Below are 14,577 nucleotides of genomic sequence, written 5' to 3'. Positions count from 1 at the left end.
TACTTTTTGATCTGTTTTTACTTCGCAATATCTCGTCTATTGAACTATCAATCACTATCAGTGATAGCGACCAAAATGATAGTAGCCAAATAGCGGTTTATCATATTGATATCCGTGTGTGATGCAGTCCTCAGATCCCATTTCATTCTGCCAAGCGCATTGCAAAATCTGACATACATCAATCTTCCTTGATATCAATCTTGTTAACTTGGTATGTCATTTCTTGAGTAGATCTCTATATGCTAAAAAACACTCAGCAATCCGAACTAATGCAACTTCAACCAACGATATTGCGTTTTACACAAATGCTGTCAGCGGTACTTCAACTTGATGCAGAAGTCGTCGATGCCGATTTAGTTCGTGTTGCGGGCACTGGGCCGTATAGCAAACTCTTTGGTAAGAAAGCAAACAAAAGCTCCAGAATATTCAGGTACATCCTTGAGACTCATCAAGAAAAAGTCGTTCTAAAATCACGTACAGATCCAATTTGCAAAGGTTGTGACAATATAGCGACTTGTCGTGAAACGGCTTTTCTGGGCGTACCGATCATGGTTGAAGACCGCTGCGTAGGGGTGATTAGTCTCGTTGCCTTCACTGAAGAGTCACGAGAAAGAATCAAAGACAATGTTTCGTTATTTTCCGACTACATTCAGCATATCTCTCAGGTTGTAGTGGCAAAAGTATTGGCCAGCGACAAGGAGCACGAAGCTGGTCTGGATGAAGTATTAACGAGCCTGATAGAGAATATGGATCAAGGCGTACTCGTGCTAGATGGTAATCGCCAAGTAAAATATGGTAACCAACCGGCTCTTACCAATCTCAATATAGAGCGCGAAGCGTTATCAACCGTAGAAGTTAATATTCAGCCACTCTCTTTGCATAACAACGAATTGAAAGGGAATCAGCAACATATTATTTCTCTTGGTGAACGCCAGGAATTAGTCGTGGGTCAATTTCATGATGCCCGTGGTCACCAATTGTTCCTAATGAGTTTTCACCAACCGAATAAATCGTTTTCGATTAACGAACCGCAACCACAGTTCACCAGTGTCATTGGTGAATGTAAGAAAATGCACCAACTGAAAACCTTAATATCACGTATCGCCAGTAGCCCTTCAAGTGTGCTCATTAATGGTGAAAGTGGAACCGGTAAAGAAGTCATCGCTCACGCCGTTCATGATTTAAGCACTCGCAGTGATCAACCCTTTATCGCTATTAACTGCGCGGCGATACCCGAACAACTTCTAGAAAGTGAACTTTTTGGTTATGTAAAAGGGGCATTTACTGGCGCCTCAACTAAAGGCAAAACAGGCCTAATTCAAGCCGCCAATCAAGGGACATTGTTTCTGGATGAAATTGGCGATATGTCGATGACATTGCAGGCCAAATTACTTAGAGTGTTGGAAGAGCGTGAGGTTAAGCCTATTGGTTCAAATACTTCCATTCCAATCGATATTCGAATCGTGTCTGCGACCAACCGTGATTTCGCCGAAATGATCGCGTCAAACCGATTCCGTGAAGATCTATATTACCGCCTAAACGTAATCCCAATTCATCTCCCTGCTCTCAAAGAACGCGAAGGCGACGTTGAGCTTCTCGTGCAGTTTTTTCTAGATATACATACACGAAAAATTGGTGTTGCTTACCCAGGTATTACCGATGAAACGATGGCTAGGCTCAATGCCTATCACTGGCCGGGCAACGTTCGCGAGCTCAGTAACTTAATTGAATACTTGGTAAACGTTGTTCCTGAAGGTGACACTATCGACGTTGATTTATTGCCCCCTTATTTCGAGCAAACCTCAGTAGAGAAACAATCGACGAGCGTTGTCATTGATGACTTTGCAATGAGCCTTGAAGAGATGGAGAAAATCCGTATTGAAGATGCAATAAGCCGATTGAGTAATCGCAAATTAGTTGCTGACGAACTAGGCATCGGAATCGCTACCCTTTATCGAAAAATCAAAAAATATGGGCTTAATAGCCATTAGCATTCAACCATCGCCTCAACTTGACTAAGGTTGGGGCATTACACGATTGGTGTGGGACCTTCAGGCTTATGGTTGACACACTCTTAACGCACTAGAATAAAGAAATTATTCCATTTTATGAATGTATTCAATAATCACTTCATTACCCTCTACATAGGCCCTCTGAATCTCACCATCGACCGAAAGGCGCGTTTTTAGAAAAGCCGTTTTATTCTTTGCCAACGATCCATTTCTTAGCGATGAAATGGCTTGTTGTGGCTCTATGTGCATGATCTGGCAAAATTGTTTAACAAAATTGTAAGTTAGTGGTGCACTTCCACGCAAAAGAGCTGAAAATTCCATTTGAGATATGCCTAATTTTTTGACCACCTCCATCTGAATTAATCTCATGTTTGCCTTTTTAGACATCCAGACATGGTAGAGCTCTTCTCTGTCTTCTTGTGTAAAATCCACACTATTTTCCTAACGATTAATAGAGGCCATGAATATGCCTTTTAACCTGAGGAAAGTGTCAAATTCCCGTGAAAATTGTTCCTGTGAATTTTTTTTTGGAAGCAAGCGCAACCTAGCTATGTATTCACTTCGAACCCAAGACAAATAAGTAATCACCTCTTCACTTCTCGCCACATTATATGACCGAGAATAGCGCTTAATCAGCAACCCATTCGGCTTCGACAATCACTTTGTCACCACATTTTATGCGTCCAGTGAATATATCACCCTGATAAACAACACCGACACCTGCTGGTGTTCCACTCATAACAATGTCACTGGTTACGAGGTTAGTATAGCGGCTGAGTTCTTGTAAAATTACCTGCGGAGGGTAAAGCATTTGGCTCACATGACCACTTTGAATACGAACCCCATTGATAAACAGCTCAATATTGAGGTCATCGATATCAGCACCATCCAAGGGTACAAATCGGCTCAAAACGGCAGAGCCATCAAAGGCCTTTGCACGTTCCCAAGGCAGTCTTTTTTCTTTCAATCGACTTTGTAAATCTCGTTTAGTGAGATCAAGGCCAAACCCAACAGCCGCCAGCTTTTTACGCCTCACCATAAAACAGATTTCCGCCTCATAATGGAGGGCTTCTTGGTGAAAAGATTGCAATCTATTCGAAATCGACGAGTTAGGTTTGTTAAATACCACCATCTCGTCAGGAATGACATTATTCAACTCTTTTATATGCTCAACATAGTTTCTACCTATGCATAGCACCTTGGACGGTTTCACTTTTTTATCGCCTAACGCTACGGTATTCATCTGCTATATTCCCTACTTATGAATAAGTATCAATCGTTCAACTTACTCAATAACTTCTCGCATAATCGCTTCAGTTCTATTAACTCTTCAACGTCCATATCAAGTTTACAAACCATACCATTAGGCACTAAAAGCGCCTTCTTTCTCAATACTAAACCTTGTTCAGTCAGGTACAACATGCGAACTCTTTCATCATCTAGACCTCGTTTTCTGCTGACTAGCCCTTTACCTTCTAGCCGCTTTAAAAGCGGTGTCAAGGTGCCAGAATCCAGATGAAGTTTATTTCCCAATTCTTTTACATTGATTCCATTGGTCTTCCACAACACCATCATTACAAGGTATTGAGAATAGGTGAGATCAATCTCCAACAAAAGAGGCCGATAAGCGCGAATTACGGCGTTTGCCGCGCTATATAAAGGGAAACAGACTTGATTATCCAATTCCAATGCTTTTTCATCTACGGTAAAACGGCCCGATGTCATAATTTATCCCCAAACAATATTGCGCACAATATACTTGCATTTCAATCTAACTTCGACTTATAATTGAACGCAACTTAATTGTGCGCAACTTAATAACAAGGTAACTTACTATGACAACGATATACAAAACCAAAGCAACGGCATTAGCTGGTCGTAACGGCAAGGTAGCAACAGACGATGGTTTGCTTGAAGTGAATTTAAGTTATCCGAAAGAAATGGGCGGTTCAGGTACGGCGACCAACCCTGAGCAACTATTTGCGGCGGGTTATTCTGCTTGTTTCTCGAATGCGATTCTTCATGTTGCTCGCGAAACTAAAGTCAATATTGACCAAGCACCAGTAACCGCAGAAGTCGGTATTGGACCAAATGCAGAAGGCGGTTTCGCTCTCACTGTCAGCCTAGCTGCAACACTAGATTTACCGCAAGAAAATGCATTAGAGATAGTGCGCATGGCACATAAGATTTGCCCGTACTCGAATGCAACTCGCGGTAACATTGATGTGGCTATCAACATAAACGGTGAAGCCATTTAACCTGAACACTGGTTATACCAAGCTAAGTAAGTTTGTGACCCATTGCGTTTCCAGATTAGTTCTATTTAGAAAAGAAACATCGAAATAGACGTCCACTGCCTATGACGATATTCGAGCCTGCTCCCAATGCGAGTAGGCTCTTTTTTATCATCTATTGACCCAGTTTAGGGGGTCGACACTTGGGTTATCGAATTAAAGATATTCGCAAAGATACGCCGTCGGCTCTTCTACTTTTACATCAAAAGATGAGTCACCAACGACGTCAAAAGCTTGCCCTGCCACAAACGTCGTCCATTGCTCTTCGTCTGTACGCTTGATCGTTAATGCCCCTTTCACTACCGTCATCTTTTCCGGTGCACCCGTGCCAAATGTATATTCACCCGGAGCCATAACGCCAACACTGCTGTCTCCATCTTGCTGAGTAAAACCTAACGACTTAACACCACCGTCAAAGTAAGTATTTTCTTTGATCATTTTACATCCTTGTTGTTTTATTTATTGAACCCATATTTGTATAAGAATTTACACCAATTCACAAGCAATATAGCTAAAATACCCCCGTAGAAAGGCCCCTTGCTACCTCGATTTACGGTCAGAATCTACACCATCCGCTATTCCCTGTTTTACGTAATACTGTTCGGTTAGTGCTAAATACTTCGTCATTCCCGTGAAAACGGGAATCTTGGTGATATTAGATCCCCATTTTCATGGGGATGACGTCGGTTTTCGTGAAAACAGGTCAGTTTTCGTCGGGATAACAGGTGTAAATAACCTTAACCGAACAGCATTCCTGTTTTACGTAATACTGTTCGGTTAGTGCTAAATACTTCGTCATTCCCGTGAAAACGGGAATCTTGGTGAGTTTAGATCCCCATTTTCATGAGGATGACGTCGGTTTTCGTGAAAACAGGTCAGTTTTCGTCAGGATGACAGGTGTAAATAACCTTAACCGAACAGCATTCCTGTTTTACGGGTATAATGGATGGATGTTTTTCTTAGATGATGCCGATGAGGATTACACAGGAAAGACGATAAACTGGGGTTTAGTTAAGCATTTTTCTGTTCCAATAATGGGATGAGTTCTTTCGCTGGTAATGGCCTGCTAAAATAATAACCTTGCGCGTACCTGCACCCTCTTTGTACAAGAAAATCCGCTTGTTCGAGCGTCTCTACACCCTCGGCAATAACATTAAGTGACATCGCGTTTCCAAGTGCAATAATGGCATCGGTAATCGCCACATCGTGCTTATTTTCAGGAAGATTCATCACAAAAGAACGATCAATTTTCAATGTATTGAGCGGGAGTTTTTGTAAATAACTTAACGACGAATACCCTGTACCAAAATCATCCATGGACAACTCTATTCCATGTGCGCGCAACGTTTCCAATTGCTTGACAGCGTTTTCTGCATTACTCATCATAAAACCCTCTGTCACTTCGAGTTCAAGATATTTCGCTTCTAAATCGGCTTCTTTAAGCACCGAAATGACCAATTCGGCAAAGTTGGACCGCTGTAGTTGAGCACCCGCGACATTGACAGCAATACGACCGAATTTGAAACCTTTATCACGCCATTCTATTGCCTGCTTACAGGCTTCCTTTACGACACGCAGTCCAATCTCTTGTATTAAACCGGTTTTTTCTGCAATAGGAATAAATTCATCAGGTGATACTGAACCCAATTTTGGATCATTCCAACGTAGCAACGATTCAAAACCGATTAACCTACCTGTAATCATATCCACTTGAGGTTGATACACCAGAAAGAACAGCTCATGATCAAGCGCATCATGAAGCGCAGCCTGAAGCTTTAGGTGCGATTCCGATTGCTTCGTTAAGGCTTCCGTATAATAGGCATAGTTATTTCGACCTGTTTTCTTAGCCCTGTACATAGCGGCATCTGAGTTGCTCAATAGTAGGTCGCTATCCTCTCCATCTTGCGGATAAAGCGCGATCCCCATGCTACCGGTCAGTCGGATCGAGTCTGTCTTATCTAATCCAATCGGTTTATCAAAAATAGACATGATTTTAGGGGCAATGATTGATATAGACTCTAGGTCGGCGATAGCAGGGAGAAGCAAAACAAACTCATCGCCCCCAATTCGAGAAACGGTATCAACTTCGCGTAAAATACCTTTCAATCTAGAGGCTATTTCACACAATACTTCATCACCCACAAGGTGACCGTAGCTGTCATTAACATGTTTAAAATGGTCTATATCAATGAAGATCGTCGCAAACAGTTCTTGGTTTCGTTTTGCGTGATATATTTCCTGCTTTATTTGATTGGTTAGCTTAGTACGATTAGGTAGATCGGTCAGTGGGTCATGATACGCCATGTGTTGAAGGTCATTTTCTTGCTGTTTCTGTTGAGAAATATCTGAAAATACAGCGACGTAATTACAGATATTTCTCTTATCATCATACACAACACTGATTGTCGAAAGCTCAGGGAAAATTTCACCATTCTTTCGCCTGTTCCATATTTCGCCTTTCCATTGACCTTGATTGAATAGATCCTTCCAAATTTCACGATAAAAACTTTTCTCATGACGACCCGATTTCAAAAACCTCGGATTACGCCCAATGGCCTCTAGCTCTTGATACCCTGTGATCTCGCAGAACGCTTTATTTACATAGATAATCATGCCATCTCTATTGGAGATAATGACACCTTCAATAGAGTTTTCAAAAACCGTCGCGGCAACCAATAATTGATCTTCAATCGCTTTTCTATTGGTCACATTTCGTGTCATACCAATAATTCCAATCGTTTGACCTTGGTCATCCAACATAGGCGCTTTAATCGTCTCTAACCATGTTTTACTTTGAGGATTAACAGCATTAGCGCATTCTTCAACAACGGTCTGCTTTCCCGCAACAACAACCTCGTTGTCTGCAATCTCAAATTTTTCCGCTATCTCAGGATCGAATAACTCGAGATCAGTTTTACCTATAATCTCAGAGACAGGTTTACCCCACGCTTTACTCACTTCACGATTACAATGGGTGTAAACACCGTCTAAGTTTTTTACCCATAAATGGTCGCTAAAACTATCGATAAAACTTTGAAATTCTGGTGTTGAGCGATGGTCAACAATACTGGTCAAATCAACCCGAAACTCTCTTTGATTGTCTCTATATGTATTGACGAGGTCTTGCTCTATTTGACTCACAATCCCTTTCAATAAATCATAATGTTCTACTTGAATTGGCTTATCTTTACTGAAGGCCAATAACACACCAAAATGAGACATGCTTGACCACGTTATCGGTATGCCAACAGAGTAATTAAAGCCATCAACCAAACAGGGTTTTGAATAAATTGCGTTATGGGATAACACAAGCTTAGAAAAGGCATCCACTTCTAATGTATATTTTACGTAATCGATTGATTCTGAAGAATACACAATCGGCTGATAAACATTGTGTTTAACTGTTGTGCACAGCACAAGCTCGTAACCTAATACGTTTTGATAACTAACGAGTACTTTTTTCCAGTTTTTGCGCACTTCTACAGGGACGTCGATTTCTACCATGACCTACTTCTACGTATGTTTAATAATTTAAACTCTGACACCACATACTAATTATAATAGTATCAGTATAAATATAAAGGAATGCGAACTGAAAGGAAGAAATAACCTCGCAATACGTTAACTAACAAACAATTCAGACGTATAAGCGACTACTATTTTAACTTTTTATTAACTTAATTTTGGCAACAATAGAGACAATACCAACCAAAATGACACCAGACAAAAGCCCAATGAGCCCGTTAAAGACTATCGGTACTAGTGATTCTACAACACTGATATGCGGTAAATTAAATAATACGGGTTCTATCAAGTGATGGATGACTGGAATACTGTGGACAACGATCCCTCCCCCCACTAAGAACATAGCTGCCGTACCGACTATTGTTAATAAGTGCATCAATTTGGGTGCACCAGCAACCAAGCCATTTCCTACTGAGACTAAAACACGGGAACGCTTGCGCTCTTGCATATAGAAACCGAGATCATCTATTTTCACGATACCTGCTACCAGTCCATAAACGCCTATCGTCATTAGAACAGCTATCGTGCTCACCACCAAAATTTGAGTCAATACTGGCTGGCCTTGAACCGTACCCAGTGCAATCACTATAATCTCGGCTGACAGTATAAAATCGGTTCTAATTGCACCATTTATCTTCTGTTTCTCATACTCTTCTGGTGATCCAACTTCGCTGAAAACGGGTGCGGAGTCTTCACTTTTTTGTTTCTTATGAAAAAATTTCTCGATTACTTTTTCTGCTCCCTCATAGCTAAGATATAAACCACCAACGAGAAGCAGTGGTGTAATTAGCCACGGAGCGATAGCACTGATAAGCAATGCGGCTGGAACTAAGATAAGTTTATTGCGAAACGACCCTTTGGCGACAGCCCAAACGACAGGAATCTCCCTTTCTGACGCAACACCAGAAACTTGCTGTGCGTTAAGAGCAAGGTCATCACCCAAGACGCCGGCCGTCTTTTTTGCCGCAACTTTAGATAACAGGGCAATATCATCCAATACACTAGCAATATCATCCAGTAACGTTAATAGACTTGCACCCGCCATTTTTCATCCTTTGAATCCAAACCAAGAACAACAATTACAGCACATTTAGGCAAAACGATCCGATTAATATCTCTCTTCTTAACTCAATTCAGTCAACAGGAAAAAATTACGCGTCAAAAAGAATATAATTGTTCATCGATTTGCTCATAAGCGGGCATTCTTATAATTAGCGGTGTAATAACTTCACGTTATGATAAATAGTCTGTTTTCGAATCCTTGTATATACGTTTATACTGATTCTGATGATCGTTCTAAGGATGGATATGGGTAAGATAAGAGAATTAACCGGTTTAATCGAAAACCCAATGCGAAGCCGCATTGGCAAACGAATCACCCTAATTATGGTTCTAATAAGTAGCATGGTGACGCTAACCGCGACAACATTTCAGCTTGCATGGGATTATTCGAGAGAAGTCAATGAAGTAGAGAGTCGACATCAAGAAATTGAAACCATACATGTGCCTCTACTCGCCGCCTCTTTATGGGAGTTTGACCTCAAACTTTTGCAGCAAAAACTTGAAGGCCTGATCAATCTACCACGAATCAATTACTTAGAAGTTCGCTCTGCCAACGAACTTTATTATGCTGGTGACCCGGTAAAAAAGAACGCAATCACGGATGAATATCTTATTGTTTATCAATCCAGTTATCATGAAGATCCGGAAGTTCTGGGTACCCTTCGAGTCGAATCAGATGAACAGGAAATCTACGATTATCTGCTGACACAGTTTCTAATTACGCTCGCTATCAATGGTTTTAAAACACTCATCGTCTGCTTGGTCATAATGCTCGTTATTCACGAGAGCATTAACAAGCGAATATTCTCTATCAGTAAATATCTACAGAAATATAACCCTAGGCATCCAAGTAAGCCGCTTGATCTGCCGTCAGCAAAAGTTATCACCCACGCGTCTGACGAACTCAGCCAACTGGGTAACGAGACCAATAAAATTACCACACGCCTGACGCTCCTATATAACAATATCCGTTATGAACAGGAACGCTTTAGTGATTTTGCTAATGTAGCCTCTGATTGGCTGTGGGAAACGGACAACAATGACGCCCTAATTTATGCATCTATCGAAATGCGGCATAGTTTAGGCATTGATGAGTTCGCCAAAGTGCATTTTAGAGACCTACCTGTGCTGCGCAACGCCAGAACGTTACTCTCAAACATTGAGAAAAAGCAGAGCTTTTCATTATGCCAAGAAACTGTCGTCATTAATGGAATGGCCCACTACCTATTATTTCAAGCTATCGCGAACTATAAAAATGGAAAATTCATTAGTTTTCGAGGTACAACTATTGATATAACGGTTCTACAACAAGCTCAGATTGAACTCGAAGAACTTAATAATAATTTAGAAAGAAAAGTAAGCGAACGAACACAAGATCTTGAGACCAGCATGTCTCAATTAAAACAGACTCAACAGCAGTTGATTGAATCGGAGAAGCTTGCAGCGCTTGGTGGATTGGTATCAGGTGTTGCCCATGAGGTAAATACTCCTCTAGGGATATCGGTCACGGCAGCCTCTATTATTCGTGAGGGCATCGACGATCTAAACCAAAGTTTCGCTAAGCAAACACTCACAACAACCCAGTTTTCCAACCTAATGAAACGACTTGGCGATAGCAATTCTATGCTGGAGAGCAATTTGAACCGAGCAGCACAGTTGATTAAAGACTTCAAGCAAACCGCGGTTGATCAAGTTTCGGAAAGTCGAATATCATTCTCTGTTTATCAGGTACTTGTGTCACTGCTCGCCAGCCTGCACCCAGAGACAAGAAAGATTCCCGTCGAACCGCAGCTTATAGGTGACACGGAATTAGTCATGAATAGCTTGCCGGGCGTTCTCACTCAAGTTGTATCTAACCTTGTCCTTAATAGCGTTAATCATGCTTTTTCCACTCAAACAACACCGGAAATTTCAATTTCGTTTGTTGAAGACGGGGATGATGTGGTGTTTGAGTACCGAGATAACGGAGCAGGAATCGATAAATCTTTACATCAGAAAATATTTGAACCTTTCTTTACGAGCAAAAGAGGTAAAGGCGGATCTGGTCTAGGGCTCTATCTTGTATTCAACCTTATACAGCATAAAATGAAAGGGAAACTAACTTTCGATTCAGAACTCGGTCAAGGTGTACACCTGACCTTCAAATTACCGCGTATACTGGATAATAGTGTGGACAAAAAGATCATCGTTTCCGATGCGTAAATTTTCCGAACAGGTAAGCACCTAATGGCAAATAGAACACATAACTACCTCGTAATGTGGCTTTAAAGAAGCAAACTTCAATAGGCAAAATAAAGGGCGACATTCTGTCGCCCTTTATTTTGCCTATTGATTTATTACGGTGTTGAATTACGCGAAGTCATTAGTCGGGGTGTCTTGCTCTAATTTCAACGAAGTCATCCCAATGTGCAATCATCAAATCAACCAATTTAGGGTCAAAATGTTTGCCCCGTTGATTAATAATCTCCGCTTTTATATCCTCATTCGACCATGGTTCTTTATAACTACGTTTAGAGCCAAGTGCGTCAAACACATCTGCGATAGCCGTTAAACGGCCGCTAATAGGGATATTTTCAGCTTGTAATTTATTTGGGTAACCCGTTCCGTCCCACTTTTCATGGTGGTTTCCTGCAATCTCTTTTGCAACAAGCATCAACTGACGTTTTGAATTACTCAATATCTCAACGCCATAATCAACATGCTTTTGCATAATAGCCCACTCTTCTTTATTGAGTTTGCCTGGTTTATGCAAAATACTATCCGGTATCGCAACCTTACCAACATCATGCAGCGGCGAAGCGTGCTTTAACATTGTGGTTTCTTTTTCCGACAAACCATAAAGCAAACCAAGATGCTCACTAATTAACGACACTCTCTGTACATGAGCCCCGGTCTCTTTACTACGGGCTTCAACGGCATTCGCTAGATTGTAAACCAACTCTTTCGTGGTATCTTGCAGGTCCACCATCAAATTAATATTTTCAAACGTTAAACATATATTCTGCATATATAATTCGAGCAACTGCTTATCAAGCTCAGTAAGCTCAGTAATCAAGTTTATATAAAGAATACTTTTTACACCCTGATCGTCCACACTATAAAAAACGTATGCATCAGGATAATTCTCGGATCGTTCATTATGGATCGCATCTTGGCAACGCAGGGCCACAATTTCTGGTAACAATTCGAGAGAATATTTTGGATGAAAATGAACAAAATCCCCAGTCGCTGCCAATGTCAGGGCGCGAGTGGCTTCACCCTCTTCGCTAGGTTGAACGATACAGTAGAATGCGGAGGCATCTAACTTTAGCAGGCCTGTAAGCTGTTCAAGTACACTCGTCGCATAGGTTTTAAGGGTACCCGTACTCTGAACATTTGCAGAGGCCTTAATGACGCGGCTAAGCCCTTGCTTTTGATCTTCAATTAAACAGATATCTCTATAGGCTCTGAGAGAAGAATACAATAAGGTTCTTAGCTTCTGGGTTGTTAATTCTGTTTTTTCTTTATAGTCGTCTATTTCATATTCACGGATCACGACATCTTCTGGTGCTTGTCCTGCTTGTCCGGTTCTCAGTACGAGACGGGTAAGGTGATTCTTACACTCTGAACGAATATAGTGTACGAGCTCTAGTCCCGCATGTTCGGTCTCCATTACAACATCGATCAAAGCAATGGCAATATTTTTTTCAGAATCTACTATTTCTCTAGCCTGAGCGCCAGAATACGCTGAAATGAGTTCAAGACCACGATCTTGAAATTCAAATCCACTCAACGCAATTTGAGTGATCTGATGCATCTGTTCATCATCATCGACAAGTAATACACGCCACGGAGTTCTAGGTTTTATAACTTTTTCAGTTAGAACCTTCTCACTATTAGGATCGCGTAAATCAGCGAACAACTCCATTCCCACCCCTTAACATAAAAGTTAGACTCTACTGTTTAATTAGATCACAAGTATTAAGATAGAACCCATACCTTAGAATGAGCATTTATACTAAAAAATCAAGCACAACGTGACAAACTGACTTAGGAATTTCTCGAATTGAGACATCAATTTTTATCCTGTAGATACAATTAATCTCACTGATGACATTTTTCGCTACGGGCCACTTTAAAAATAAAAGAGTGACAACAAAATAGTAGCCCTTATATAGAAGTCCAGCCAGTAAACTTAATGAATAGGTTTATCTGAATTTTTATTGAATTGACCGAAATGTTTTTCGAGTACTTCAGGGGTTAATTTCCCTTCTTTCTCTAATCTATTCAGCTCTTCAACCACCGCCTTCTGTTCTTCTAATGTGGGTAGTTTAGTCTCGTCTTCCGTACCCATTTCTAGAGCCATGTTCTCTAGTTCTTTTTCCAAATCACTCATTTTCAAAACCTTACATTACTGTGAATTATGTGAAGTTTACCCATTTCCACAAATTGATTCTAGAAAAACTCGTTTAGCTAGGTAACGATATGGGGTAGCCTAATATCAAATCCGTTCGTTACCTGTTGATTTGAACCGGAAGTCGCTTGAAATGCATTGCCTAAATAGCATATTGTTTATAGCTGCATGATTGTATCAATACCCCTAGGCTAAGGGTTTAGATTCTATATTGAACAAAAATCAAGCAATCAATTCGTCGGTTAGGAACTTATTCTCGTTTCAGACGACAAAGCATTAAAAGCAGGAGATATGTCGTAGATGCATTCAGAAACATTTCAAAGACTTCAAAACTATCTAGATTCACAAATAATCGGACAGTCAGAACTCGTTCAGCAACTACTCGTTGCCCTACTAGCAGATGGGCATATATTGGTCGAAGGCCCTCCGGGCATCGCCAAAACCCGAGCCGTACAGAAACTCGCAGAATGCATTGAAGGAGACTTTCATCGTATTCAGTTCACTCCAGATCTATTACCTGCGGACTTAACGGGCACCGATATATTTAGACCCGAGACTGGGGAGTTCACGTTTCAAACAGGGCCTATCTTCAACTCATTAATTCTGGCGGACGAAATCAACCGTGCCCCTGCAAAAGTTCAAGCCGCGATGCTCGAAGCCATGGCTGAGAAACAGGTTACGGCGGGCAGAAAAACCTACCTTCTTCCCGAATTATTTTTGGTTATGGCGACCCAAAACCCGATTGAGCAAGAAGGCACTTACCCATTGCCAGAAGCACAGCTTGACCGCTTTTTATTGCATTTAGATGTCCAATACCCCACAGCAGAAAGTGAACTGGAAATACTCAGACTGAATCGTGGCGAAGCATTAGGAATGGCGGCGATAGAAAAAGCCCACGTGACGCAAAAAGATATCTTTCAGGCTCGCAAAGAGGTTCTATCTATTCATATGGCGGAAAGTATCGAGCACTATATCGTTCGACTCGTTCTAGCAACTCGTCATCCCGAAAAATATAGCCCTCAATTGGCAGAGTGGTTGGAGATGGGCGTTAGCCCAAGAGCCACTATCGCCTTGGACCGATGCGCAAGAGCGCGTGCGTGGTTAGATGGCCGAGACTATGTCACCCCTGAAGATGTTCAGAAGATGGCCTTCCCAGTGATGAGGCATAGATTGCTTTTAAGCTATCCTGCACAAGCTGAAGGTGTCCATCCAAACCAAGTCGTACAACAACTAATATCAATGGTCGGTAGCGCTTGATGACAGATATGCACACCGCAAACACTCGGTATTT

Annotated in this window: 12 protein-coding genes; 4 read left to right on the top strand and 8 right to left on the bottom strand. The window is 41.3% G+C overall.

Annotated features, from left to right (window positions below):
- Positions 1-239 precede the first annotated feature (239 nt).
- The gene (locus IUZ65_RS21145; protein WP_195705995.1) at positions 240-1,991 is read left to right on the top strand and encodes a sigma-54 interaction domain-containing protein; all 1,752 of its coding nucleotides are present in this window, start codon (positions 240-242) and stop codon (positions 1,989-1,991) included.
- A 105-nt stretch (positions 1,992-2,096) separates the two neighbouring features.
- On the opposite strand, the gene IUZ65_RS21140 is transcribed toward IUZ65_RS21145, so the two are convergent.
- The 3 genes from IUZ65_RS21140 to IUZ65_RS21130 all read right to left on the bottom strand — a co-directional run bounded on the left by IUZ65_RS21140 (position 2,097) and on the right by IUZ65_RS21130 (position 3,737).
- Complete coding sequence (locus tag IUZ65_RS21140; protein ID WP_195705994.1) at positions 2,097-2,444, bottom strand: XRE family transcriptional regulator; 348 nt, start codon at positions 2,442-2,444, stop codon at positions 2,097-2,099.
- 196 nt (positions 2,445-2,640) lie between these two features.
- The gene (locus IUZ65_RS21135) at positions 2,641-3,255 is read right to left on the bottom strand and encodes a fumarylacetoacetate hydrolase family protein (RefSeq protein WP_195705993.1); all 615 of its coding nucleotides are present in this window, start codon (positions 3,253-3,255) and stop codon (positions 2,641-2,643) included.
- A 29-nt stretch (positions 3,256-3,284) separates the two neighbouring features.
- On the bottom strand, positions 3,285-3,737 hold the full coding sequence (locus tag IUZ65_RS21130; RefSeq protein WP_195705992.1) for a MarR family winged helix-turn-helix transcriptional regulator: 453 nt from the start codon (positions 3,735-3,737) through the stop codon (positions 3,285-3,287).
- A 110-nt stretch (positions 3,738-3,847) separates the two neighbouring features.
- On the opposite strand from IUZ65_RS21130, the gene IUZ65_RS21125 reads away from it, so the two are divergent.
- The gene (locus IUZ65_RS21125) at positions 3,848-4,270 is read left to right on the top strand and encodes an organic hydroperoxide resistance protein (protein ID WP_195705991.1); all 423 of its coding nucleotides are present in this window, start codon (positions 3,848-3,850) and stop codon (positions 4,268-4,270) included.
- 192 nt (positions 4,271-4,462) lie between these two features.
- Here IUZ65_RS21125 and ppnP read toward each other — a convergent pair whose 3' ends face one another.
- The 3 genes from ppnP to IUZ65_RS21110 form a co-directional block, all read right to left on the bottom strand.
- Positions 4,463-4,744, bottom strand: coding sequence for a pyrimidine/purine nucleoside phosphorylase (gene ppnP, locus IUZ65_RS21120; protein ID WP_195705990.1), 282 nt, complete (start codon positions 4,742-4,744; stop codon positions 4,463-4,465).
- A gap of 573 nt (positions 4,745-5,317) precedes the next feature.
- The gene (locus IUZ65_RS21115) at positions 5,318-7,810 is read right to left on the bottom strand and encodes a sensor domain-containing protein (protein ID WP_195705989.1); all 2,493 of its coding nucleotides are present in this window, start codon (positions 7,808-7,810) and stop codon (positions 5,318-5,320) included.
- A gap of 157 nt (positions 7,811-7,967) precedes the next feature.
- On the bottom strand, positions 7,968-8,876 hold the full coding sequence (locus IUZ65_RS21110) for a DUF808 domain-containing protein (RefSeq protein WP_195705988.1): 909 nt from the start codon (positions 8,874-8,876) through the stop codon (positions 7,968-7,970).
- A 263-nt stretch (positions 8,877-9,139) separates the two neighbouring features.
- Between IUZ65_RS21110 and IUZ65_RS21105 the strand changes: the two genes are divergently transcribed.
- Complete coding sequence (locus IUZ65_RS21105; RefSeq protein ID WP_195705987.1) at positions 9,140-11,095, top strand: PAS domain-containing sensor histidine kinase; 1,956 nt, start codon at positions 9,140-9,142, stop codon at positions 11,093-11,095.
- A gap of 160 nt (positions 11,096-11,255) precedes the next feature.
- Here IUZ65_RS21105 and IUZ65_RS21100 read toward each other — a convergent pair whose 3' ends face one another.
- Positions 11,256-12,800, bottom strand: a complete 1,545-nt coding sequence (locus IUZ65_RS21100; RefSeq protein ID WP_195705986.1) for a DUF3369 domain-containing protein — start codon at positions 12,798-12,800, stop codon at positions 11,256-11,258.
- Between the two features lie 267 nt (positions 12,801-13,067).
- Positions 13,068-13,268: a restriction endonuclease subunit S gene (locus tag IUZ65_RS21095; protein WP_195705985.1), complete on the bottom strand. Its 201-nt coding sequence runs from the start codon at positions 13,266-13,268 to the stop codon at positions 13,068-13,070.
- A gap of 318 nt (positions 13,269-13,586) precedes the next feature.
- On the opposite strand from IUZ65_RS21095, the gene IUZ65_RS21090 reads away from it, so the two are divergent.
- A complete protein-coding gene (locus IUZ65_RS21090) occupies positions 13,587-14,543 on the top strand; it encodes an AAA family ATPase (RefSeq protein ID WP_195705984.1) in 957 nt (318 codons plus the stop codon).
- Positions 14,544-14,577: the final 34 nt, after the last annotated feature.

The organism is Vibrio sp. VB16 (assembly GCF_015594925.2).
Classification (GTDB): Bacteria; Pseudomonadota; Gammaproteobacteria; order Enterobacterales; family Vibrionaceae; genus Vibrio.
Note: the sequence above shows the minus strand (reverse complement) of the source record. Positions and strands in the feature narration are given on the sequence as shown.

Bases quoted from the DNA above. Each gene is read 5' to 3' on its own strand.
- IUZ65_RS21100 (WP_195705986.1), bottom strand. From the start codon at position 12,800: ATGGAGTTGTTCGCTGATTTACGCGATCCTAATAGTGAGAAGGTTCTA.
- IUZ65_RS21095 (WP_195705985.1), bottom strand. From the start codon at position 13,268: ATGAGTGATTTGGAAAAAGAACTAGAGAACATGGCTCTAGAAATGGGT.
- IUZ65_RS21135 (WP_195705993.1), bottom strand. From the start codon at position 3,255: ATGAATACCGTAGCGTTAGGCGATAAAAAAGTGAAACCGTCCAAGGTG.
- IUZ65_RS21145 (WP_195705995.1), top strand. From the start codon at position 240: ATGCTAAAAAACACTCAGCAATCCGAACTAATGCAACTTCAACCAACG.
- IUZ65_RS21115 (WP_195705989.1), bottom strand. From the start codon at position 7,810: ATGGTAGAAATCGACGTCCCTGTAGAAGTGCGCAAAAACTGGAAAAAA.
- IUZ65_RS21125 (WP_195705991.1), top strand. From the start codon at position 3,848: ATGACAACGATATACAAAACCAAAGCAACGGCATTAGCTGGTCGTAAC.
- IUZ65_RS21130 (WP_195705992.1), bottom strand. From the start codon at position 3,737: ATGACATCGGGCCGTTTTACCGTAGATGAAAAAGCATTGGAATTGGAT.
- IUZ65_RS21090 (WP_195705984.1), top strand. From the start codon at position 13,587: ATGCATTCAGAAACATTTCAAAGACTTCAAAACTATCTAGATTCACAA.
- IUZ65_RS21110 (WP_195705988.1), bottom strand. From the start codon at position 8,876: ATGGCGGGTGCAAGTCTATTAACGTTACTGGATGATATTGCTAGTGTA.
- IUZ65_RS21105 (WP_195705987.1), top strand. From the start codon at position 9,140: ATGGGTAAGATAAGAGAATTAACCGGTTTAATCGAAAACCCAATGCGA.
- ppnP (WP_195705990.1), bottom strand. From the start codon at position 4,744: ATGATCAAAGAAAATACTTACTTTGACGGTGGTGTTAAGTCGTTAGGT.